We start from the raw sequence: 23,454 nt of genomic DNA on the forward strand, positions 1-23,454 counted from the left end.
TGAGGAGTCACGGAGCCCCGGGAGCGCTGCTCCCGGGGCTCCGGCCGTCGGGGCCGGACACCGGCGGCCCGACGGGAACTTCGCTCCCGGAGGGGAAGAGAGGAGGTCGGATGGCCTCGCCGACCGGTTCCGACCGGCTGCTCCGCGGCTCCGTACGGCACACCGCGGGCACCACAGCGGCGCTGCTGCTCTGCTCGGTCGCCGGCGCGGCCTGCTCACTCGCCGTACCCGCGCTCGCCGGCAGGACCCTGGACCTGCTGCTACGCCACCGGCCCGAGGCGGGGACGTGGCTGCTGTGGACCGCCATACTGCTCGCGGCCGAAGTGCTCCTGGAGACCGGCGCGGTGCTTCTGACTCAGCTCAGCAACGCCCGCGCCACCGCCTGGATCCGGCTGCGCGCCCTGGGCGGTCTCCTCGGCACCGCGCCCCACCGGGCAGCACCCCACTCGGGCGGCGACGTCGCCGCCCGGCTGTGCGTCAACGCCACCGACAGCGGCACCGCCCCGGCGGCCCTCGCGACCTCGGTGTCGTCCGGGCTCGTGCCGATCGGCGCACTCGTCGCCCTGGCCCTCATCCACCCCTGGACCGCCGCCGTCTTCGTGGCCGGTCTGCCCCTGCTCCTGCTGCTGCTCCGCGCGTTCGCCACCCAGTCCTCCGACTCGGTCGGCCACTACCAGCGGGCGCAGGGCGCCGTCGCCGCCCGACTGGCCGAAGCACTCGGCGGCGCCCGTACCATCGCCGCCGCCGACACGGCACGGCACGAGGAGGAGCGCATCCTCGCCCCGCTGCCGGACATGACATGGCACGGCACCCGCATGTGGCGCGTCCACGGCCGCGCCGTGGCCCGCAGCGGCGTCCTCCTGCCACTGCTCACCACGGCCGTCGTCGCGGTCGCGGGAGTCGCTCTCGCCGCCGGCGAGGTCAGCGTGGGCGGGCTGCTCGCCGCCTCGCGGTACGCGGCGCTCGCCGCCGGGATCGGAGGCATCGCGGCACCACTCGGCACGCTGGTCCGAGCGCGCAGCGCGGCAGGCCGCGCCGCCGAACTCGCCGATCTGGCGCCGATGTCGCACGGCTCCGCGGTCCTGCCACCCGACGCGCCCGGGGACCTGGAACTGCGGGGGGTGCGGGTGACGCGCGGCGGCGTCCCCCTGATCGCGGACGTGACGCTCACGATCGGCGGCGGGTCGACGGTCGCCGTCGTGGGCCGGTCCGGAGCGGGCAAATCGACCCTGGCCGCCGTCGCGGGCCGACTGACCGACCCTGACGCCGGGAGCGTCCGCCTGGACGGAGTCGACCTGGCGGAACTGTCCCGGTCGGAGCTGCGCGGGGCGACCGCGTACGCCTTCGCGCGGCCCGTCTTCGACGGCGGGGCCACCCCCACCATCGGCGCCGCGCTGGCCGCCGGGACCGGGCCCGCCCGCCCGACCACGCCGACGAGCGTCCGGGACGCCGCGGGGGCCGCCTGCGCCGACACCTTCGTCCGACTTCTGCCGCTGGGCTACGAGACCCCGGTGGACGACGCCCCGCTCTCCGGCGGCGAGGCCCAACGCCTCGGTCTGGCAAGGGCGTTCATCGGCCGGGGCCGTCTCATGATCCTCGACGACGCGACGTCGAGCCTCGACACGGCCACCGAACGTCAGGTGGAGACCGCCCTCGCCACACCGTCACGGGCGTGCACCAGGCTGATCGTGGCCCACCGGGTGTCCACGGCCGCCCGGGCGGACCTGGTCGTCTGGATGGAGGCGGGCCGCGTGCGGAGGTCCGGACCGCACAGCCTGCTCTGGGAGGAACCGGAGTACCGCGCGGTGTTCACCGCGGAGGCCCGTCCTGCGCACGCCCCGCGCTGGTCCACCGGGCCGGAGGCTGCCCCGGAGACCGCCGGCTCCGGCGCTCTGCCGTCGTCGGTCGTCCCGGGGACGGGAGCGGGCGAGTGACGCCCGCTCCGGGCCCCGGGCGGGCGAAGGAACCGACCACGCCGAAGGCGACGGACCGTCCGGCACCGGCCGACGCCTCCGACGAGACGGACACGGCACAGCGCATCACTCGTCCGGCACCGGCCGACGCCTCCGACGAAACGGGCTCGACCCGGCGCGTCACGGCCTCGCTCCGGTCCCTCCTCATGCGCCGCAAGGCCGTCCTGGCGAAGCTGGCGGCCTGGTCGGCCGCCGAATCCGCGCAGACGTTCCTCGGCGGCTACTGCGTGGCCCGCGCCCTCGACGACGGATTCCTGAGGGCCGCACCCTCGACCGGGCTCCTCTGGCTGGCGGGGGCCGCCGTGGCCATCCTGCTCGGAGCTCCCGTCGTCCGGGGCGTGTTCGCCCAGCTCCCCCACCTCACGGAACCACTGCGCGACCAGCTCGTACGGGGGTCGGTGGTACGCGCCCTGCGCACCGCCACGACCGCGGGCGGGGGCGTGGACGCCACGGCGGTGTCCCGGCTGACGAGTCAGACCGAGATCGCCCGGGACAGCTTCGCCGGACTGGTGCTCGCCACCCGCTCCTTCGTCTTCGTCGCCGTGGGGGCCCTCGTCGGCCTGCTGTCGCTCGCGCCGCAGTTCCTCCTCGTCGTGGTTCCGCCCCTGGTCCTGGGCCTCGCTCTGTTCACGGTCTCCCTGCGGCCCATGGCGCGGGCCCAGCACCGGTACCTCGACGCGGATGAGGCCGTCGGCCGGCGCGCCGAGATCACCCGCACCGCACTGCGGGACATCGTGGCCTGCGGGGCCCAGGAGACGACCGCCGCGCAGAACCGCCGTGCCGTCGACGAGGCGGCCGCCGCCCAGCGCGCCCTGGCCCGCTGGGCGTCCGTCCGCACGTTCTCGGTGGCGACGGCCGGACAGCTGCCGGTCCTCCTGCTGCTCGTCACGACGCCGTGGCTTCTCCGCCAGGGCGTCACGGCCGGGTCCGTGGTGGGCGCGCTCACCTACGTCCTCCAGTCGCTGCTCCCCGCCCTGCACACACTGATGACCGTCCTGGGCGCGGCGGGCGCGCGGCTTTTCGTCGTCCTCGACCGGCTCACCCAGCCGCTGCCCCCGACGCCGACCCCTCCCCCAGCCCCCGCCGCCGCCCCGCCCGGCCCGCGCCGTAAGGGCCGGGCCGCCACGGCGCTGGAGCTGCGCCACGTACGCGCCGCGTACGGCCCCGGGGCACGCCCCGTACTGGACGCACTGGATCTGACCGTCGAGCAGGGGGAACACCTCGCCGTGGTCGGCCCGAGCGGCATCGGCAAGTCGACCCTGCTGCACGTCGCGGCGGGCATGCTCACCGCCGAGCGGGGCGACATACGGCTCTTCGGCCACGCCGTCGCGGCCTGCCCGCCTTCGGAGCTCACCGCACTGCGCGTGCTGGCCCCCCAGGAGGCGTACGTCTTCACGGGCACCCTGCGGGACAACCTGCGGTACCTGCGGCCCGACGCCGACCGGGCCGCCGTCGACCGGGCCGTGGACGCGCTCGCCCTGGAACCGCTCGTCGACCGGGTGGGCGGGCTCGACCGTACGCTGACGCCCGACGCCCTGTCCCTCGGCGAACGCCAGCTGATCGCGCTGGGGCGCGCCCATCTGGCCCCCGCCCCGCTGCTACTGCTCGACGAGGCGACCTGCCACCTGGACCCCGCCGCGGAGGCCACGGCCGAGCGGGCGCTCAGCGCCCGGCCGGGAACCCTGGTCGTGGTCGCCCACCGGTTGTCGTCGGCACTCCGAGCCGACAGGATCCTCGTCCTCGACGGCACCCGGGCCCAGCACGGAACGCACGACGCGTTGCTCGCGCGCTGCGCTCTCTACCGCGATCTCGTGGGGCACTGGAACCAGGTCCGAGAGTGAGCGGACCGCGCCGCGGACGCCGCGGCGGTGCTCAGGTCCACCCGGCGCCCTGGGCGATCCGGATGGCATCCACGCGGTTCCGTGCGCCGACCTTGCGGATGACGCTCGCCATGTAGTTGCGGACCGTGCCCTTGGTCAGGAACAACGTCGCGGCGATCTCAGCGACCGGCGCTCCGTCGGCGGCCAGCGAGAGGACGCTCAGCTCACGCCGGGTCAGGGGCATCTCCGCGGCCTGGAGGAACCCGAGCGCGAGCGTGTCGTCGATGTAGCGCTCCCCCTTGGCCAGACGGCGCACGGCCTCCAGTAATCGATGCTTCGGGGCGTTCTGGTCGACGAAGCCGCTCGCCCCCGCGGCACGGGCCCGCCGCAGAACCCCCGGCCGCTGCCCGGCGACGAGGGCCAGCAGGGCCGGACGGACACCCGAGCCCTCCCCCGAGGGCGGTGCGGCAGCGGCCACGGGCCGCATCGCCGAGGGCGGCAGACACTCGGCGTCCGCCACGTACACGTCCGGTTCGGACGCCCCCGTCGCCGGGTCGTGCGGCCATCGGGGCAGCGAGGAGACCACCATGACCCCGCCCGACCTCAGCAGTTCGACCAGCGCGGTCCGCAGGAGCTGCGCCTCGTAGACCACCGTCACTCGTATCATTCCCACCCCTTCGGTCCTCCGCCGTGCCAGAGGTGCACGACGCGAGCAATCACCCCCACCCCTCTGCCCTTGCCACACCAGGCGGAACACCGCACCGGGCGCACAGGGGGCGCACTCGGGGGGCGCCTCGGCCGGATCCGGCTCGTCCCTCCGATGGCGAAGCAGGCCGACGGCGTGTGATGCCTGCCGCGCCGAACCAGGAATGTCCAGATCGAACCCGTACGGCGCGCGGGCGCGGGAGCGCGCGGGGGTCCGGCGGGTCGCCAGAACGCCGTTCTCTCGACCACCGACCGATGCAGGCCCAGCCGCTGCGAGGACTCGACACCCTTGTGGGGCCTGGCTGCCGTCACCCGTCCAGGAGCCGTAAGCGCACTGTTCTACGATCATGGTTCTGCCGTCATGCGGCGCTGTACGAGTACGGGATGGACTGGGGGACGGAATGGCGATCGACAGGCCTGGCCGGCCGGAGAACCTGCCGGCAGCCGAAGTGTTGTGGGCGCGCTGGGCCCTGGTCGCCGTGCTGGAGGCCACGGCGAAGGCGGAGGCCCAAGGCGTTCGCCGCGGCGGGACGTGGATTGACGACAGAGGTCTGCACCTCGATGATCGCGGCTGCACCTGGTGGACGTTCCAGCAGATGGGAGAAGGCCGCTACCTGCTGTACGGCGAGGACGAGTCCAGTGCCGTGAAGTGGCACGAACCCTCGATCGACATGCTGGCGCAGGCACCGGACTGGCTGCCGTACGAGCACCTGCGCGAGCTGTTGGAGGGCTGGGAGCTGGGCTGCGTGTACTGGTACGAGAACGGTGCCTGGGCTCGTGCGCCCTACCCGGACGACTTGGACGATGACGGCCTCGACTGCGGAATGAGCCGTTTCGCGGTGCGCGATGAATTGCTGCGCGACTTGATCGCCTCGGAGCGCGGCCTGCCCCGAGGCCGGGCTGACGGTGTTGTGGCCGCGGCGGAGGCGCGCGGCCTGACGGCCGTCGAAATCCGGGAGGTGCTGGACGCGGCTGCCGCCGCGGACGAGTACGTGCCGGCGGACCGGGAAGCGCTGCTGCGGTCCCTGGAGCTTGCGGCGCTGGCTGCCCCCGGTTCCGTCGCTCCGGCCGCGTCGAACGAGCCCGGCTGAGGCCCGGGAATCCGTTCCGCCGGCCCCTGTGCCGGAGGGGACGGGCGGGGAAAGCGAGCCCGGGCTTCGGAGTACGCGTCCGACGGTTGGGGCTCCGGAAGCAGTGGACGTTCCACACCCGTTCCAGGGCGGTCGGTCCGCACACCGGCGGGGGTCGCGCGGAGCTGACCGGTGCTCAGTCGCTCGCGCTGTCGTCAGGAGCGCGCCAGCCTGGCCGCGAGATAGGGCGCGGTGGCGCTGCGCCGGGCCTTCGCCACCTTGGTCGGCGGGCCCGCCGCGACCACCCGCCCGCCCGCGTCGCCGCCGCCCGGGCCGAGGTCGATGATCCAGTCGGCGGTGGCGATCGTGTCCAGGTCGTGTTCGACAAGGACGACGGTGTTGCCGGCGTCGACGAGGCGGTGCAGCTGTCGCAGCAGTAGCGCGATGTCCGAGGGGTGCAGACCCGCCGTCGGCTCGTCGAGCAGGTAGAGGGCGTGCCCGCGGCGGGCTCGTTGCAGTTCGGTGGCCAGTTTGATGCGTTGCGCCTCACCTCCGCTGAGTTCCGTCGCGGGCTGGCCCAGCCGCAGGTACCCCAGTCCCACCTCGCGCAACGTCTCCAGACTGCGGGAGGCTGCGGGGACGGCGGACAGGAACTCGGCGGCGTTGTCGACGGACAGCGCCAGTACTTCCGCGATGTTCTTGCCGCGGTAGGTGACTTCCAGCGTTTCGGCGTTGTACCGGGCGCCTTCGCAGGTCGGGCAGGGCGCGTATGTGCCGGGCAGGAACAGCAGTTCCACCGCGACGAATCCTTCGCCCTGACAGGTCTCGCACCGCCCCTCGGGCACGTTGAAGGAGAACCGCCCGGCCGAGTAGCCTCGTGCCCTGGCTTCGTCGGTCGCCGCGTACAGCTTGCGCACCGCGTCGAACATCCCGGTGTACGTGGCGAGGTTGGATCGGGGCGTTCGGCCGATGGGCCGTTGGTCGACCCGGACCAGCCGGTCGAACGACTCGACCCCCGACGCGTTCTGGACGTCGACCTCCAGCTGCGCCTCGGCGGGCTCCTCGGGTACGAGTCCGAGGTGGCCGCGGACGACCTCGGCGAGCACCTGCGTCACCAGCGTCGACTTCCCGGAACCGGACACACCCGTCACCGCCGTCAGTACGCAGAGCGGCACGTCGACGGACACGTCGTGCAGATTGTGCCGGGAGACGCCGCGCAGGTGCAGCCAGCCGTTCGGCGTGCGCGGGCGGCGATCGAGCGGCGGGACGCGCCCGAACAGGTGCTGGCCCGTGGCCGACTCAGCGACCCCCTCAAGTCCGGCGACCGGGCCGCTGTACAGCACGCATCCGCCGCCATCACCCGCGCCGGGACCGATGTCGACCACCCAGTCCGCCCGCCGTACCACGTCCATGTCGTGTTCCACGACGAACAGCGAGTTGCCCGCCGCCTTGAGGCGGTCCAGCACCTCCAGCAGCGGTTCCGCGTCAGCCGGGTGCAGGCCCGCGGAGGGTTCGTCGAGGACGTAGACCACGCCGAACAGCCCCGAGCGCAGCTGGGTGGCGATCCTCAGGCGCTGCGCCTCGCCCGGCGACAGGGTCGTCGAGCGGCGCCCGAGGCTGAGATATCCCAGGCCCAGGTCGAGCAGTACCTCGATTCGCGCGACGATGTCGCCGCAGATCCGGACCGCGACCTCGGTCGTCTCCCCCGATCGGGCGGTCGACGTGGTGGCGTCGGCCTCGGACCGCCCCGCGACGGGCCGCAGCAGCGCCACGACCTCGGTGAGCGGCATCGCGTTGATCTCGGCGATGGAACGTCCGGCGAAGGTCACGGCGAGCGCCTCGGGCCGCAGTCCGCTGCCCTGACACGCGGGGCAGGGCACACTCCTGACGAACCGCAGCGCCCGTTCGCGTGACTTCTCGCTCTTGGAGTCGGCGAGGACGTGCATGACGTGCTTGCGGGCGCTCCAGAACTTCCCCTGGTAGCCGTAGTCGACGCGGCCCTCCTCCGGCTCGACGTATACGGAGGGCTGCTCGTCGGTGTACAGCAGCCAGTCCCGGTCCTTCTTCCTGAGCCTGCGCCACGGCCGGTCGATGTCGATTCCCAGGCCGCTCACGACACTGCGCAGGTTGGCGCCCTGCCAGGCGCCCGGCCAGGCGGCGATGGCCCCCTCGCGGATGCTCAGTGAGGGATCCGGGACGAGCAGGTCTTCGGCGACGTCGTGCACGGCACCCAGCCCGTGGCACTCCGGGCAGGCTCCGGCCGCCGTGTTGGGGGAGAACGACTCGGCTTCCAGCCGTGCGGCCCGGGGCGGATAGGTGCCGGCGCGGGAGTACAGCATGCGCAACAGATTCGACAGCGTGGTGAGGGTTCCGACCGTCGAGCGCGAGCTGGGCGACCCACGTCGCTGCTGCAGGGCCACGGCCGGCGGCAGTCCGGTGATCTCCCGCACGTGCGGTGCGCCGACCTGTTGCAACAACCTTCGGGCGTACGGTGCCACGGATTCGAAGTAGCGCCGCTGGGCCTCCGCGTAGAGCGTGCCGAACGCGAGCGAGGACTTACCCGAACCGGAGACGCCGGTGAAGGCGACCAGCGCGTTCCGCGGAACGTCGACATCGATGTTCCGCAGGTTGTTCTCGCCGGCGCCCCGGACATGCACGAAAGGGTCGGTCGCGTCCTCGTTCACGCTTCCTGACTACCTGATTGCGCCGCGAACCGCGCGACAGGCGCCGTCCCCGGCCCCCGATCTTGGGGAACCTTCGAGAGTGCTTGACCGTGGATGATCCGGCCGGGGGCTCCCAGCTCCTGCTCGTGATGGCGCACGCAACCCGTGTGGCCCGGTCGTGGGACAGGCCGCTGCACGCGGAGATCCGGCCGGACCGGCTGTGCCTGCGCGCAGAGTTCGAACCGACCCTCGTCGCATATGCCGGAGGCCAGTTCGTGCACGCCTCTGGCGTACCTGGTCGGCGCGGTGGCAGGGTGACTCCCAAGCGGCCCCCGCAGCCCCGATCCTGCGGCGCATGGCCGCCGGCCCGGCCCCGTGTCGCCCGCGGGGGGCCGGGCCGCGCCCGCCTCCCGGCTCCCCACGGGAGGCCGCAGGCGCGTCCAGCAGCCCGACCACCACCACGAGCCTGTCAGCGCCCCATGCCACCCTGTACGGGCCCGGCGGCGCCCATTCTTGAAGACAGCACAGTTCCGGTACTGCGACAGAGTCCCGTTACTGCGGCAGGGCCCGGACCGCGCGTTGCGGTCCGGGCCCTGCCCCTGTGCGGTACCGCCCCGCGGCGGCGGTGCGTCAGCTCTGCGCGTTGTCGTCGCTCGCCTCCGCGACGTCCTCAGTCGCGCGAGTCTTCTCGCGCATCTTGCGCACCAGTTCCGCCTTCTTGTCGGCTGCACTCTGGCGGTCGAGGTTGCGGTGCGGACCGTTGTTCTGCCGTTCGGCGCGTGACAGCTTCTTGCGCTGGCCGCCGCCCTGGCCGACGGGGTTGTTGATGTTCTTGCTGTCGGTCACGGGTTCTCCCGGTGGTGGTGTGAAGTGATCTGCGGATTCATCGGCGGGGGGACGGGGCGGCTGCGTCGAAGGACAGCGGGGCCCGTCACGCTCTCACTCGTAAATCGGCATCTGGAAGAACATGACAAATACGTTACCCGGTTCCGGCGGGCCCGGAGACCAACCCCTTTCCGGGGCGCCGCGGGCGTAGTCAGTGGTCTCGGGGACGCTGCCGACATGAGGATTCGTCTCGCTTGCTCCCTCTTTCGCCGCTTCGCACCCGCGACGCATGCGATGTCCCCAGGGTCGGGAGAGAACGGTCCGTGGGCCGCCCGGGGCGGCCCACAGGTCGGCGGGCGGGGCCGCCCCCCGCACACCATGAGGGGGCCGCGAGCCGCTACACCGTGGTGAAGAGGATCTTGTTCCTGCCTGAGAAGAAGGGGTCGGCACGTGTGAGTTTGGCCCGGACGCTCACACCCAGGTCGAGCTCGGCGCCGGACGTGAGTCTGCCCATCACGGCGGGCTCCGCCAGGTGCACCGTGCCCTCCTTCGGTTTGTCGTCCTCCGCGTCGGTGTTGATGACCAGGCCGGCGAAGACCTCGCCCACCCGGCTCTTCAGCACCGCGGCCTCCGCAAGGTCCACCGCGCGCCGGTCCGCCACCTTCCCCTTTCCCCGCGCCATGTCGCACGGCAGGCACTGCAGGGCGTCGAGCACCCAGTTCGGCGGTGCCTGGCCGGCGCACGCGGCCACGCACAGTTCACCGGTGTACCGGTCGATCAGACGCCGCAACGGGGCCGTGCAGTAGGTGTACGGGGCCGCGATCGCCGCGTGGTCCGTGTGCTCGGGGAGGTGGTGGTCGCGGAAGCTGGTGTACTCCGCCTTGAGCAGCATGGCAATGGCCTCGCTGAGGAAGGCCATGTGCTTGTGGTCAGCCGGATCGAGGGAGTTGGCCAGCGCGGCGTACGAGACGCCGGGCCTCCAGTCGATGCCCAGGTGCTCCGCGACGGCGTGCACGCGCCGGACCACCTGCGGGTCGGTCTGCTCCTTCTGCGTCCGCAGGATCCCGGTGCCGCTCTCCAGCATGATCCGGGCCGCGGCCATTCCGGTCATGAGGGAGATCTGCTCGTTCCAGCCCTCCACGGGCAGTGCCGCCACGTAGCTCAGCCGGAACGAGCCGTCCTCCTCCAGCGTGACCTCCTGGTCGGGCAGGTTCACCGCGACCCCGCCGCGCGCGGCCTCGACGGCTTCCCGCAGCTTGCCGATCTCACGCAGCAGGGCGACGGGCTCCTCGGCCGTGCCGGCCTCGATGTCCTGCTGGACCCGCGCGTAGTTGAGCTTGGCCTGGCTGCGGACCTTGGCCCGGCTCACGGTCGAGTCGGTCACGTTGCCTGCGGCATCGAGGTCGTGCTGCCACAGCAGGGCGGGCACGACCTGGCCCGGAAGCAGGCTCGCCGGCCCTTCGGAGATCGAGGGCGGGTGCAGGGGCACCTTGAGGTCGGGAAAGTACAGCGTCTCGATGCGGTCGTGAGCCTCGGCGTCCAGCGGACTGCCCGCTTTGACGAAAGCGGCCACGTCCGCGATGGCGTAGTGCACGCGGTACCCGCCACCGGGCCGCCGCTCCAGGAACATGGCCTGGTCGAGATCCTTCGACTCCGGTGGGTCGATCGTGAACAACGGCAGATGGGTCGCGTCCCTCTCGGGCAGCCGGACCTCGGCTTTGGCGACCTCCGCCGCTTCGAGCACATGAAGGGGAAACTCCGCAGGGGCCTTCAGCTCCGACCGTAGCTGCTGCAGTGCCTTGAGCAGGACGTCCTGGGCCTCGCGGGACATGTGCATCTGAGGGCGTCGCATGACTCGAGCGTAGGACGGCGACCACGGAGCGGCGCAGTGAGCGGGTCCGGGCGAGGGAAATGAGCCGCTGCAGTCTGGGGGCGCAAGGATGCCGGCTCGTCGAGAGGGGATCAGGTGCAGGCGTCCTCGAGGACGACCTGTCGCACCGTGCGCAGCGTCGACCGGAGACGGTCCAGGTCGGTCGAGCCCAGAGCGAGGCGGAGCGCCTGTGGTGTGTGGATCGAGGTGGTGTACGGCTCCGCCGTGGATACCGAGATGTGCTGACGGGCGAGCGTGGCGGTCAGGCGGTCGGCGCGTGCGTCGTCGGGCAGCGGCAGCCATGTGAAGTAGGACGAGGGATGGCTGACGAGAGGTAGGCCTGCCAGCTCTCGTCCGGCGAGTGCTTGGCGGGCCTCGGCGTCGCCTCGCTTCTGGGCTTCCAAGTGGTCGACCGTGCCGTCGTCGAGCCAGCGGCAGGCGACCGCGGTGGTGAGGGCCGGGGTGTTCCAGGTGGTCGCCCGGATCGCGCGTTCGAGCGACGGCAGCGTCGCGGGCGGGGCGACGACGAAGCCGACCCGCAGGCCGGTGGCGATGCTCTTGGAGAGTCCCGAGACGTAGACGGTGATGTCCGGCGCGGTGGCGGCCAGCGGCGGTGGCGGGTCCTCGACCAGGTAGGCGTACGAGGCGTCTTCGATGACGAGTGGACCGTACTGTCGGGCGATCTTGATCAGCCGGCTGCGGTCGGCTGCCGGCATGACCCAGCCCAGAGGGTTGTGCAAGGTGGGCATGGTGTAGATCGCGCGCACGGGGCGGGTCGCGCACAGCTTCTCCAGGGCGTCGAGATCCGGCCCGTCGGGGGTTGCGGGTATGGGCTCCAGGTCGAGACGAAAGGCATGCGCGAGCACCTTGAATCCCGGATAGGTCAGTGCGTCGACCGCGACGACGTCGCCGGCGTTGAGCGTGGCCATGACGGTGATGGCCAGGCCGTGCTGAGCACCGCCCGCGATGAGGACCCGATCCGCGTCCGTGGTGATTCCTCGACGCCTCAGGTGCCGCGCGATCGAGGCTCGGTCCTGGGGACGCCCCCGATGCGGTTGGTAGCGGAGCAGCGAGTCGAGATCACCAGAGGCGGCCACCTCTCGCAGGGCCTGGCGCAGGAGGTCGGCCTGGCCGGGCAGCGCCGGATAGTTGAAGCTGAGGTCGACCGCGTCCGTGGCCACGGCCCGCTGATCGACGCCATGACCAGCGGGAACCGTGATGTCGCGCACGAAGGTGCCGCGGCCTTGTTCCCGGCTCACCAGGCCCATCGCCTCCAGCTCCGCGTACACCCGAGTCGCGGTCACCACGGCGATGCTCTCGCGGGCGGCGAGAGCGCGGTGTGTGGGCAACCGTGCGCCCGCGGCGAGTCGCCCGCACCGGATGTCGGATGCGAGCGCGTCGACCAGCTGTTTGTAGCGCGGGGCTGCCATGCGCCGAATTGTATCCATGACAATTCTTTGACTGTCCTGTTCGTGGCTCCTTACCGTCAAGACCCACTCGCCCACCCACCCGGCCGGAAGGACCTCCGCCGTGCACATCGCCATCCTCACCTTCGAGGGTTACAACGAGCTCGACTCCCTGATCGCGCTCGGTGTTCTCAACCGCATCAAGGCCGACGACTGGCGCGTCACCATCGCCACGCCCAGCCCCAAGGTGACGTCGATGAACGGGGTCGTCATCGAGCAGATGTCCACGCTCGAGGAGGCGTGCGCCGCCGATGCCGTCATCGTCGGCAGCGGCGTCGCCACTCGCGAGGTCGTCGAAGACCCGGCGATCATGAAGGTTCTGCGCGGCCTGGACCCCTCGCGCCAGCTCATCGCGGCACAGTGCTCCGGCGCGCTCGTACTGGCCAAGCTCGGCCTGCTCAACGACATCCCCGCGTGCACCGACCTGATCACCAAGCCCTGGGTCGCCGCCGCCGGCGTCGAGGTGCTCAACCAGCCCTTCTACGCCAAGGACAACATCGCCACCGCCGGCGGCTGCCTGGCCTCGCAGTACCTCGCCGCCTGGATCATCGCCCGTCACCGGGGCAACGACGCCGCCGAAAGCGCACTGCACTACGTCGCCCCGGTGGGAGAGAAGGAGGAATACGTCGAGCGCGCCTGGCGCAACATCACCCCGTACCTGCCCGCTCCCGCACAGACACTCGCCTGACGCGATGACTTCGGGCGTGGTCGGCGGACGCGTGCATATCGGAGAACGAGTACGGCTTCGCGGATGTCGTCGGGTATCTCTTGATACCTCGGTGGGCGACCTGGCGACACGCCGAGGCCTCGGAGCAGCCGACGGTGCGTGTCCCCGTCGTGGATGCGGCCGCCCAGCACGACGCCGGGTCACAGAAGTTGAGCCAGAACCGGGATTGGGCTGCGGTTCAGGTTCTGTGGTGCGCCTCCGCTTCTCCTGCACCTGGACCGGAGGCGCCGGAGCGTGGCGTTTCAGGGGCGGGTGTTCTTCGGCAGGAAGGCGAGGCCCGTCGGTGTGTTCAGGCCGGTGGCCGGGAGGGTGGTCTGGCCACCGCCTGTCTCCTCGACGCGGACCACCCGGTTGTTGAAGCCGTCGGCGATGTACAGGCCGCCGCAGCCGTCGAGCGCGAGACCGAGCGGGTCGCTGAGACCGCGGGTGGGGACGGTGGTCTGGCCGCCGCCCTCCGCGATCTTCACCACGCGGTTGTTGCCGCTGTCGGCGATGTAGAGGTCCCCCGCGGCGCTGAGTGCCAGTCCCGTCGGCTGGGAGAGGCCCACGGTGGGGATCGTGGACTGGCCGCTCCCGTCACCGGCCACCTTGACGACACGGTCGTTGACGAAGTCGGAGATGTACAGGCTTCCGGAGGCGTCCAGCGCCAGCCCCCAGGGGTGCAGCAGCCCTGTCGTCGGCACGGTCGTCTGGGTACCGTCGGCCAGGGACACCTTCACGACCCGGTCGTTGAAGCTGTCGGCGACGTAGAGATTCCCCGCCCGGTCCAGGGCGAGGCCCAGGGGGCGCGACAGGCCGTCGGTGGGGACGGTGGACTGGCCGCTCCCCTGCGGTGCCATCACGACCACGCGGTTGTTGCCGGTGTCAGACACGTACAGCCGGCCCGTATCGTCCCCGACCATGCCCGTCGGCCGTACGAGACCCTCGAAGGGCACGGTCACCTGGTCGCCGACCCTCGCCGGCAACGCCACGACCCTGTTGTTGCCGTAGTCGGACACGTACAGAGGCGCATGCGCGGAAGGCCGACCCTCCTGCGGCGGGGTCGCGCCCGCCGCGGTCGTGGGCATCGTGCACAGCGCCACGAAACCCACGGCGGCGGCGAGCCTACGGGCCCATCGGCGCGAGGCACGCCCCTTCAAGAGCGCGAGCGTCACCGTTCCGGACCCGTCCGTCGTACCCACCATGGCTCCCCATCAGATCTGAGCGGCCGGCCCACCGCCGCACCTGCTCCGACCCTAGGAAGCGGCACCGCCCCCTGCGGGAACCACGCCGCCCGCCCGGCTCCGAGCCACCCCAACGTCCCAGACACCGGTCAGGCAGGACGGCGACACACCGGTCGTCGAGAGGGCTCCCTCTGCTTGGCGCGCGCCTGGCCGGCTGAGCACTCCTCCTCGTTCCGTCCCGGTGCCCGGCAGGTCCGTATCCGTGCCTCGACGTCTGCCCTAACGGACCTGGCGACGGGCAGGGCCCGCGGGTCATGTTGCCTGGACCGCTCCTCTTGAAAGGCAGCCCGTTGCAGCAGAACCGACGCCAGGCCGACCAGACCACCAGCGATCCATCCCCGGTGCCCCGGGGTACGGTCCCAGGGGACCAGACCGGGCTCCTCGCACTCCAGCGCACGGCGGGCAACGCCGCGGTCCTGCGCATGCTGCAGCTCTCCGGACACCCCTACGCCCAGCCATCCGTGCAGCGAGATGAGCAGCACCGGCACGGAGCCGGATGCGGCCACCAGCAGACCGCCCAGCCCGCCGCCGTACAGCGCTCCGCCGTCCACGATGTGCTGAACGGAGGCGGCCGTCCTCTCGACGAGCCGGTCCGCGAGGAGATGGAAGCCCGCCTCGGCGCCGACTTCTCCGACGTCCGCATCCACGACGACAGCACAGCCCGCGCCTCAGCCGCCGAGGTCGGCGCCCGTGCCTACACCAGCGGCAGCCACGTCGTCATCGGCGACGGCGGTGGTGACAAGCACACCCTCGCCCACGAACTCACCCACGTCATCCAGCAGCGTCAGGGACCGGTGGCGGGCACGGACAACGGCAGCGGCCTGAAGGTCTCCGACCCCTCCGACCGGTTCGAACGGGCGGCTGAGGCCAACGCCACACGGGTCATGAGCAGGCCCGTGGGCCCGGTTCAGCGAACCACGGAATCCGTGGAGGCCAAGGCCCGCACCGGATCCGGCATCATCCAGCGGGCCGGAGGCCACGCCCAAGGAGACCACGTATTCAATAAATTCTACCGAGTCGGAGATGCGGTGATCACCGCACTGAAAGCCGACTGGGCGGCATTCTGGGGCAACCTCGACACTGACACCAAGCGACAGTTCAACCCCCAGAAGTCGACCTCACCCGCCCTTGTCACCGCCTTTGCCACCAAATTCGCCGCCCTGCAAGCAAATTGCGCCGCGATCACCCCTTGCATCGGACCTGCCCACGAATGGGGGCATCCGGAAGCACCCAACCAGAGGTTCTACGACTTCATGGCCACACTGGCGAAGGACTCGACCACCGGAGCGGACGCGAACTCCGTGTCGTACGGAGCGTTCTCCCAGAACCTGCCCGCCGAGATCGCCAACACGGGAACCGCAGGATGGACTCTTCCCAACGATCTCAGGGCCAGCGGGACACCTACCTTCGCCGATACCGACGCCCTCACGGCTCTCGCCACGATCCATACCTACGCGGAAACCCAGGCGACATGGGGCGAGGTGCTGACGCGCAATACGTTCGACGCGGTCGCCGCGGACAAGACACGAAACAGGCGCGTTCCTGCCTCGCGCCGCGGCGCTTTCGACATCTGGATCAACGAGACCAAGCAGCATTTCGCAAATCTGCATCAAGCGATAACGGTGGCCATTCTGACGCAGCACGTCGTCAAGGTCTGGGTGACGGCGACCCAGACCCGAATGTACGCCCTGACCGGCCCGGTCTACGACGCCGCCGACCCCAACCCGCCCGGCGCCGCCGGCCAAGCGCCTCAGAATGCCGCGGCCGAGGGTGAGAACGGGGGCTGAGGCGGTCAGCAGGAGCCTCCACGACAGTCAGGCACTTGATCCGCTGGTGCGCGGCACTCCTCCGGTCCGTCCGCGTCGCGGGTCGCGCCATCGGCGGCGCGCCGGGCTCCGCACCGCACGGACCAGGGTACGACCGGATCCGACAGCGGGCGTCGCCGCGATCGCTTCCCGGCCTTCTATTCACCTACATAACGGTAGACACCGTTGCGATCTCGTTAAACGTTTACTTCTTGACGACAAAGTGGCGGCCGAGTTGACTTCGTGCACCTCGGCCGCAACGTCGCGGCCTCGTCAGGGAGGCACAACCCCAATGAACGCAGTGACGCGTCGCGCCGTCATAGCCACGGCCGCGGTGTCGATGGCCCTCTCGCTCGCCGCCTGTGGCCAGGCCGGTGGCGACGACAGCGGTGACAAGGGCAGCTCGACCAAGATCGGCCTGCTCCTTCCGGAGAACAAGACCGCGCGGTACGAGGCGCTGGACAGACCGCAGTTCGAGAAGGCCGTCAAGGGCGCCTGCCTCACCTGCGAGATCGTGTACAACAATGCGGTCTCGGACGTGGTCAAGCAGAAGCAGCAGTTCGACCAGCTGATCGCCGGCGGCGTGCGGGTCATCGCGCTCGACGCGGTCGACGCGACCAAGGCCGCCGGCTGGGTCAAGGAGGCGCAGGGCAAGGGCGTCAAGGTCGTCGCGTACGACCGTGCGATCGCGGGCGCGGACGCCTACGTCAGCCACGACAACAACAAGGTCGGCGAGCTCCAGGGCCAGGCGCTCCTCGCCGCCCTCGGCGCCAGGGCCGCCTCCGCCAACGTCGTGATGATCAACGGTGACGAGAAGGACACGAACGCCGCGCTGTTCAAGCAGGGCGCCCACACCGCCCTCGACGGCAAGGTCGGCAAGATCGCCTACGAGGCCTCCGGCGAGTGGGACCCGAAGATCGCCGGCGAGAAGATGTCCGCCGCGATCTCCTCCGTCGGCAAGGACAAGATCGACGCGGTCTACTCGGCCAACGACGGCATGGCCGGCGGCATCGTCACCTCCCTCGAGAACGCCGGCATCAAGAACATCCCGGTCGGCGGCCAGGACGCCGAGATCGCGGGCATCCAGCGCATCATCGCCGGCACCCAGACCTTCACCATCTACAAGAGCCCGCTCGAGCTCGCCCCCAAAGCCGCCGAGCTCGCGGTCGACCTGCTGATGGACGTGCCGCTCCGCGCCAAGGGCGAAACCGACGGCGTCCCGTCGACCCTCCTCGACCCGGTGGTCGTCGACAAGACGAACATCCAGGCCACGGTCATCGAGGAGGGCATCTACACGGTCGCCGACATCTGCTCCGCAGAGCTCGCCGCCAAGTGCACCAAGCTGGGCCTCAAGTAGCCTCCCGGCCGCCTCAGTTGGAGCCGGTTCGGCGTGCTCCGTGTACAAGAGGTGAAGGTTCGACCCGGCGGAGGTACCTCAGCAGATCGACCGGTACGGCACGTCCGGGATGTAGGTCCTCCACTCGTCGGGTGCGAGCGGGCCGAAGCGGGTGCAGAGGTCGGTCACGAGCCGTTCCGGGTCGAGCGCGTGGGTACGGAGGGGGGTGTGCGCTCCCTGGGCGTACAAGGACCGGCCGTCCGGCGATACGGCCAGGGCGCGAACCCGGTCGCCGGCCGTGGGCAGGGGTGCGCCGATCACCGTACGGGAGGGGATGTCCCAGAGCTGGACGCGGCCGGACCGGTTGCCGGCCGCGAGGGTGCGGCCGTCCTGCGAGAACGCGAGAGCCGTGACGGGCAGGGGGCTGCCGTCGGGGCCGTCGGACGTCCCTTCGCTCAGGACGCCGCGGGGCCGTCTCATCTCCCCGTCGTAGAGCAGGATGCGCCCCGATCCGTCGGCCACGGCGAGCAGATCGCCGCTCCGGCTGTACGTCATGGCGTTGCCGAAGTCTCTCTCCGTCCGTTCGCGCACGACCCGGCCCCGGGGCAGTTCCAGCACGGTTCCGTCGTTGAGCGTCATGAGCGGAAGCCGTGGGTGGATCGCCAGGCGGGTCGCGGGTGACCCTTGGGTGAAGCGGGTGAGGGGCTTGGCGTGGGTGAGGTCCCACACTGAGCCGGAGACCAGGCCGTACACGACCGGTGCGCTGCCGACGGTCGTCATGCCGAGCGCGTCGGGCGGGTCCTGGCCGGCGGTCAGCGGGACGTCCGCCGCCGGACGTGCGGCTCGTACGTCCCAGACCCGAACGTGGGTCGAAGCGACGCCCATCCCGTTCTCCCGACCGGAAGCGGCGGCAGCGGCGGTGAAGGCGAAGAACCTTCCGTCGGGGCTGAACGACGCCACGGCCCGGACGTCGGCACCACGCCGGAACCGCACCCCCGGTGTGGTGCCGAGCAGCCGGCCGCCCCGTGTCTCGCGGAGTTCGAAGGAGAGTTCGTCCGCCGTGGCCCTGGCCACGGCCATGACGCCCCCGTCGGGGCCGAACCGGACGGGGTCGTCGTTGTCGTCGTTCCACTCGCCGGTGAGGACCGCGCGAGCGTTCAGCGTCCGCACGGTCCGTCCCGTCGCGCCGAGGTAGCGGATGAGGCCCGCGCGGGTGTCCACGCGTACGTGGTAGGGCTTCTCCTGCGGAAGAGGGACGCTCAGTACGGGATTGCCGTCGTACTCGTCGAACACATCGGGTGCGTCCGTGGACTGACGGAGGTTGCGCCACAGCAGCAGCCTGTCGTTGGTCAGACCGGCCAGGAACGCCGAATCCGGGCTGAAGGACACCTCGGTGAGCCCGCCCTGGTGGAGCGGTTCCAGGCGGGCACCGGTGACGGTGTCGATCCGTTCCACTTCTTGTTCTCTGAGCACGGACAGGGTTCTGCCGTCCGGGCTGAACTGGAGGGTGCCAGGTCGGCAGGAACGCTGCTGCTGCACCTCGGTCGGGATGCCGAAGGCCTTCAGAGGTCGCACGTTCCCGCCGGGCAAGCTTCGGAGCTCGATCCGGCCCGTGGGTCCGCACCGGGCGAACAGGGTGCCGTCGCGGCTCATGGCGACGGCGCTCGGGGGCGTGGGCCCGGGCAGCACGAGAAGTCGCTTCCGGGTGGGCAGGTCCCAGACCTCGACGCGCGTGTCCGTCGAGATGGCCGTCCGGTTGGCGCCGTTCCCCAGGGCGATCTGGAACACGGCGTCGCCGTCGCGGAGGGGCAACAGGTGGCGCACCCCTGTCGGCACGTCCCACACCACGATCGCGCTGCCGTCGGTGGACTGGTCCGCCGCCCTCCTGCCGTCCGGGCTCCACGCGGCCAGTCCTGGATGGGCGCCGAGCGAATCGTCCACCCGTGGGTCGTCCGTGCCGTACACGGTCGGCGCGCCCCGGAGGGTGTACGGGTCCTTCTTCGTGCGCGTGGCGACGTTCCATTCCTGGACCCGTTCACCCTGCTGGACGCGCAGCGTGGAGCCGTCAGGGCTCAACGACGCGTGCGACGTCTCGGAGTTGTGCGACAGCGGGGTGAAGTCCGGCTCGACCGCCTGTCCCAGGGCAGCGACCAGTGCGGAGCGCGTCTCCGGTGCCCGGGCGAGCCGCCATGCCGCGATGCTGAGCCGCCCCGCCAGCACGGGATCGGTGGTCCGCAGGCTGTCGGCCACCGTCACCGTGCGGCGGGCCGCGTTCTGTGTCCGCTGCTCGTCCTTGGCGCGGGTCTGCTGGACGGCGATCGCCGTTCCCAGGACGGAGAGGACCATGAGCAGGCTGAGCGTGCCGATCGTCGCACGCCGGATCCGGCCCTGTCGGCGACGGGCAGCGGTGCTCCGGGCCAGGAATTCGCTCTCGGCACCGGTCAGGGTGTGCTGATGCTCTGCCGGCTCGAAGGCCTGGGCCGCGGCGGTCAGCCGTGCACCGCGCAGCAGCGCCCCCCTCTCGCGTCCCGATTCCTGCCACGCCTCGGCGGCCTCGGTGAGGCGGCGGTGCAGCCGGAGCCGGTCGCGGTCCTCCTCGATCCATCTCGCGAGCCGCGGCCAACCTCCGATCAGTGCCTCGTGCGCCAGGTCGACGCGTTCGTGGTCGAGCGTGACCAGCCGGGTCCGGCCGAGATGGTCGAGCACCTCCCCCGCCGCCGGGCCCATGTCCTCGATCTCGGACCGCGGGGCCGGACGCCGGGTGTCCGGGACGCCCTCCCCCGGTGTGACCAAGCGGAGGAACATCCCACGAGCGATCCGTCGCCGGTCGTCGTCCAGCAGCCCGTACATGGCCTCCGCGGTCTGGGCCACGGCTCCCTGGAGCCCGCCGGCCTGTTCGTACGCCGCGAGGGTGAGCACGGGCCCGTGGCGTCGCCGCCATGTCTCCAGCAAGACGTGGGACAGCAACGGCAGCGCGTGCTGCCGCGCCCCGACATCCTCAAGGAGACGGGCTGTCAGCGTCCGTTCGACGACCAGGCCGTGTGCGGTGGCCGGCCTGGTGATCACCTGCCGGAGCTCCGTCTCGCTCATCGGACCGACAGGGAGAGCGGCGTCGCGGATCACGGCCGCCAGTTCGGGGTGCTCCAGGCACCGGGCGTAGAAGTCGGCCCGCACGCCCAGCACGACCCGCAGCCGGCTCCCGGGCTCACGCGCGCCGAGCAGCATCTCGACGAAGGCCGTCCGCTCGCCGGGGTCAGCGCACAGGGTGAAGATCTCCTCGAACTGGTCGACGATCACCCAGGTGTCTCCGTCGCTGTCCGCGGGGACGAACGCGGCCGCGTGCCGGGCCGGCGGGCCCGCTCCGGGGGTCAGTACCCGGACCGCCGCCGGACGCGGCCGGGCGCACTCGGGTCGCACCGGGCCACGGAGCCGTGGGACCAGCCCGGCGCGCAGCAGGGACGACTTGCCGCTCCCCGAAGGGCCGAGCAGGACGACCACCCGGTGCTCGTGGGCCAGCGCGTACAGATCGGTGCTCAGCTCGTCGCGCCCGAAGAACAGCTCCTCGTCGCCGGGCTCGAACCGGGCCAACCCTCGGTACGGCGCAGGGCTTTCGCCCGCCTCCTGCTCGCGTGCGGCCAGCTCCTCGCGGGCTGCGTGCCAGCGCGTCTCCCAGACGTCGGGATCCGCGGCGCAGGCCGTCGCGTACGCCCGTACGACCGGAAGAGACGGCATCTGCTCGCCCGCGGCGGCCCGTGACAGGGTCGCCGCCGAGTACCCGGCCCGACGGGCCATCGCCGCGTACGTGGGACCTCCCGCTTCCTGCCGCAACCGGCGCAGCTCATGGGCGAGCCGCGCCGCTGGTCCCTCACCGAGATCCAGCGGCTTCTCCGGACGCCCCACTCCCCCGCCCCTCTCCTGGGGCAACCGTCGCCCCACTCCCCCGTCCTGCTCTCCCCTGCCGCTCACGCACTCAACCGCCACCGCGGTGGGCTCGACAAGGCGCTTTCACGTCGTACGGGCCGGCGGACGGGATTGATTCATCGCCGGAACGGGGCTGCGCAACAACGTCCCGCAAGCCAAAACTCGTGGTGCGGGGCGGGGCGTCGGGCCTTCACCGGCCCATCCGCACCGGCCGGGCCGCCTGGACGGGCGGGCCCGGGTCGCCCCGGATCCATCGCGAAGATCCCATCGAGAGAACCGTGGACAGGAGAGAACCTCATGCCTCTGAGCGACGACGAACTCCGCTTCATCGAGGAATGCCGGCAGCGCGCCGAGCGCGAGCACGCCGAGTTCCAGGCCCGACAGGAAGCCGACCGCCAGGCCCGTATCGCCGAGGAGGAGGCCCGCCGGCGCGCGGAGCAGCCGCACTCCGGCCCCACCTGGTAGACGTCCGGCGCCGTCACGTCGGCGGGCCTCGATCACAGCCGGCACGAGTCGGACCTGAGATCGGGCCGTGAGCTGACGGGGCGGCAGGCCCGCACCGTGTGTGAGGGACGGCGAGGGTGCGACGGCGGCCACGGGGGTGCCGCCGATTCTCCTCCCGTCCCCCGCCATCACCTGCTGGCCGTGTCCCCGGAGAGGACGTCCGGTGACCGCTCTCGGCGAGCGGGCGGCACGTCCGGAGAACGCCATACGCAACGTCACACGGAACGTCACACGAGAGGAAATCCGATGAGACACACCCTCCGCGCCGCGGCCACCGCCGCCGCCCTCACGGTCGCAGTGACCCTTGGCCTCGGTGGCACCGCCCACGCCGCGGCGGCCCCGTCCGCCGTGAAGGCCGCGGTCACGAGTCCCACGGCGGGCTTGGCTGTGGCACCGGCCGCCGCCCGATACCGGTGGATCTGGGCCGCTGACACGAACCTCCTGTTCTGCCACGCCTACGGCATCTACTACCTGCGGTCCGGCGTGGCCCTCGACTACTACTGCATCCCGCACTCGGCCTGGAAGGCCTACCTGCGCCTGCTCGTCCGGTACTGAGCCCGTCGCGTCATCTTCCGCGCGGTTTCGGGCGTGGGCGGCCTCCAGCAAGCAGCGCCCGGGCCGCGCGGGCCAGTCGCTCCCACTGGCGCTGCTGATCGTGTACGCCGTCTCAACGGGGCCCTGCGGACGTTCCTGGTGAGAGGGCTCGGCGGGGTCCCGCGCGAAGGCGTACGGCATCGGCTCCCGTACTCGACGTGCCAGAAATGCGTCGACAGCGTCCTCCGCACCCGGCAAAGTGGCCGCCCGTGACGAGCAGTGAGCTGTGGACCCGTGCGACCGCCGAACGCTACGACGCCGAGGAGGCCGAGACGTCCTCGATCGCCGCTCTCGGACCGACTCTCGCCTTCCTCGCCGAGCTCGCCGGAGACGGCCGGGCACTGGAGTTCGCCATCGGGACCGGGCGAGTCGGCGTCCCGCTCCGGGAGCGCGGTGTGCCGGTGGTGGGCATCGAGCTGTCGGAGCACATGGCAGTGGTGCTGCGGCGCAAGGTCGACGCGGACACGCTGCCGGTGGTCATCGGGGACATGGCCACCACCGTCGTCCCGGGCGAGTTCGCCCTGGTCTATCTCGTCTACAACACGATCACGAACCTGCTCACTCAGGACGAGCAGGTCGAGTGCTTCCGCAACGCCGCGCGTCATCTGGCGCCCGGCGGCCGATTCGTCATCGAGCTGGGCGTGCCGCCGCTGCGGCTCCTGCCGCCCAGCCAGGTCGCGGTGCCGTTCGACGTCTCTGAACGGCACCTCGGCTTCGACACCTTCGACCTCGTCGAGCAGGTTCTCGTCTCGCACCACTTCACCCGCGACGCCGACGGCCGCTACCGCCGCGACAACTCCCGACACCGCTACGCCTGGCCGGCGGAGCTCGACCTGATGGCACGTATCGCCGGCCTCGAACTGGAACGTCGCGCCGCGGACTGGGACGGGGCGCCGTTCACCCAGGACTCTGCGAAGCACATCTCCGTGTGGCGCAAACCGAGCTGAGGTCG

At 71.4% G+C, this 23,454-nt stretch carries 16 protein-coding genes; 9 read left to right on the forward strand and 7 right to left on the reverse strand.

Translation table 11 applies throughout. The features are described 5' to 3' along the window. The first annotated feature begins 110 nt into the window (after positions 1 to 110). Positions 111 to 1,934 (forward strand): ATP-binding cassette domain-containing protein, encoded by a 1,824-nt coding sequence (locus tag ACIP8Z_RS05540; protein ID WP_402079090.1) that lies wholly within the window; start codon positions 111 to 113, stop codon positions 1,932 to 1,934. Further along, positions 1,931 to 3,814 carry an ATP-binding cassette domain-containing protein gene (locus tag ACIP8Z_RS05545; RefSeq protein ID WP_402079092.1) on the forward strand — a complete coding sequence of 628 codons (1,884 nt, stop codon included), beginning with the start codon at positions 1,931 to 1,933 and terminating at the stop codon, positions 3,812 to 3,814. Before ACIP8Z_RS05540 ends, ACIP8Z_RS05545 begins: the two co-directional genes overlap by 4 nt. 31 nt (positions 3,815 to 3,845) lie before the next feature. Here the strand turns inward: ACIP8Z_RS05545 and ACIP8Z_RS05550 are convergent, their stop codons facing one another. After that, the gene (locus ACIP8Z_RS05550) at positions 3,846 to 4,460 is read right to left on the reverse strand and encodes a LuxR C-terminal-related transcriptional regulator (RefSeq protein WP_402079095.1); all 615 of its coding nucleotides are present in this window, start codon (positions 4,458 to 4,460) and stop codon (positions 3,846 to 3,848) included. Positions 4,461 to 4,899: 439 nt separating this feature from the next. Between ACIP8Z_RS05550 and ACIP8Z_RS05555 the strand changes: the two genes are divergently transcribed. Further along, entirely contained in the window at positions 4,900 to 5,589 is a 690-nt protein-coding gene (locus tag ACIP8Z_RS05555) for a hypothetical protein (RefSeq protein WP_402079098.1), read from the forward strand. Positions 5,590 to 5,783: 194 nt separating this feature from the next. Here the strand turns inward: ACIP8Z_RS05555 and uvrA are convergent, their stop codons facing one another. From uvrA to ACIP8Z_RS05575, 4 genes are all read right to left on the reverse strand, one after another. Further along, complete coding sequence (gene uvrA, locus ACIP8Z_RS05560) at positions 5,784 to 8,252, reverse strand: excinuclease ABC subunit UvrA (protein ID WP_402079101.1); 2,469 nt, start codon at positions 8,250 to 8,252, stop codon at positions 5,784 to 5,786. Positions 8,253 to 8,861: 609 nt separating this feature from the next. Then, positions 8,862 to 9,077 carry a DUF6243 family protein gene (locus ACIP8Z_RS05565; RefSeq protein ID WP_402079104.1) on the reverse strand — a complete coding sequence of 72 codons (216 nt, stop codon included), beginning with the start codon at positions 9,075 to 9,077 and terminating at the stop codon, positions 8,862 to 8,864. Between the two features lie 376 nt (positions 9,078 to 9,453). Then, the gene (locus ACIP8Z_RS05570) at positions 9,454 to 10,908 is read right to left on the reverse strand and encodes an RNB domain-containing ribonuclease (RefSeq protein ID WP_402079107.1); all 1,455 of its coding nucleotides are present in this window, start codon (positions 10,906 to 10,908) and stop codon (positions 9,454 to 9,456) included. Between the two features lie 110 nt (positions 10,909 to 11,018). Continuing rightward, positions 11,019 to 12,356 (reverse strand): PLP-dependent aminotransferase family protein, encoded by a 1,338-nt coding sequence (locus ACIP8Z_RS05575; RefSeq protein WP_402079110.1) that lies wholly within the window; start codon positions 12,354 to 12,356, stop codon positions 11,019 to 11,021. 100 nt (positions 12,357 to 12,456) lie between these two features. Between ACIP8Z_RS05575 and ACIP8Z_RS05580 the strand changes: the two genes are divergently transcribed. Continuing rightward, positions 12,457 to 13,080: a DJ-1/PfpI family protein gene (locus tag ACIP8Z_RS05580; protein WP_402079113.1), complete on the forward strand. Its 624-nt coding sequence runs from the start codon at positions 12,457 to 12,459 to the stop codon at positions 13,078 to 13,080. A 281-nt stretch (positions 13,081 to 13,361) separates the two neighbouring features. On the opposite strand, the gene ACIP8Z_RS05585 is transcribed toward ACIP8Z_RS05580, so the two are convergent. Continuing rightward, on the reverse strand, positions 13,362 to 14,210 hold the full coding sequence (locus ACIP8Z_RS05585; RefSeq protein WP_402079116.1) for a hypothetical protein: 849 nt from the start codon (positions 14,208 to 14,210) through the stop codon (positions 13,362 to 13,364). Between the two features lie 554 nt (positions 14,211 to 14,764). On the opposite strand from ACIP8Z_RS05585, the gene ACIP8Z_RS05590 reads away from it, so the two are divergent. Further along, on the forward strand, positions 14,765 to 16,129 hold the full coding sequence (locus tag ACIP8Z_RS05590) for a DUF4157 domain-containing protein (protein ID WP_402079119.1): 1,365 nt from the start codon (positions 14,765 to 14,767) through the stop codon (positions 16,127 to 16,129). A 310-nt stretch (positions 16,130 to 16,439) separates the two neighbouring features. After that, positions 16,440 to 17,504, forward strand: a complete 1,065-nt coding sequence (locus ACIP8Z_RS05595; protein ID WP_402079122.1) for a sugar ABC transporter substrate-binding protein — start codon at positions 16,440 to 16,442, stop codon at positions 17,502 to 17,504. Between the two features lie 78 nt (positions 17,505 to 17,582). Here the strand turns inward: ACIP8Z_RS05595 and ACIP8Z_RS05600 are convergent, their stop codons facing one another. Then, a complete protein-coding gene (locus ACIP8Z_RS05600; protein WP_402079124.1) occupies positions 17,583 to 21,383 on the reverse strand; it encodes a helix-turn-helix domain-containing protein in 3,801 nt (1,266 codons plus the stop codon). Between the two features lie 318 nt (positions 21,384 to 21,701). Between ACIP8Z_RS05600 and ACIP8Z_RS05605 the strand changes: the two genes are divergently transcribed. The 3 genes from ACIP8Z_RS05605 to ACIP8Z_RS05615 all read left to right on the forward strand — a co-directional run bounded on the left by ACIP8Z_RS05605 (position 21,702) and on the right by ACIP8Z_RS05615 (position 23,449). Continuing rightward, positions 21,702 to 21,869: a hypothetical protein gene (locus ACIP8Z_RS05605; protein ID WP_402079127.1), complete on the forward strand. Its 168-nt coding sequence runs from the start codon at positions 21,702 to 21,704 to the stop codon at positions 21,867 to 21,869. A 285-nt stretch (positions 21,870 to 22,154) separates the two neighbouring features. Next, positions 22,155 to 22,463 carry a hypothetical protein gene (locus ACIP8Z_RS05610; protein ID WP_402079130.1) on the forward strand — a complete coding sequence of 103 codons (309 nt, stop codon included), beginning with the start codon at positions 22,155 to 22,157 and terminating at the stop codon, positions 22,461 to 22,463. A gap of 248 nt (positions 22,464 to 22,711) precedes the next feature. Then, complete coding sequence (locus ACIP8Z_RS05615; protein WP_402079132.1) at positions 22,712 to 23,449, forward strand: class I SAM-dependent DNA methyltransferase; 738 nt, start codon at positions 22,712 to 22,714, stop codon at positions 23,447 to 23,449. The last annotated feature ends 5 nt before the right edge of the window (positions 23,450 to 23,454 follow it).

It is taken from the genome of Streptomyces sp. NPDC088553 (genome assembly GCF_044752965.1).
GTDB lineage: Bacteria > Actinomycetota > Actinomycetes > Streptomycetales > Streptomycetaceae > Streptomyces.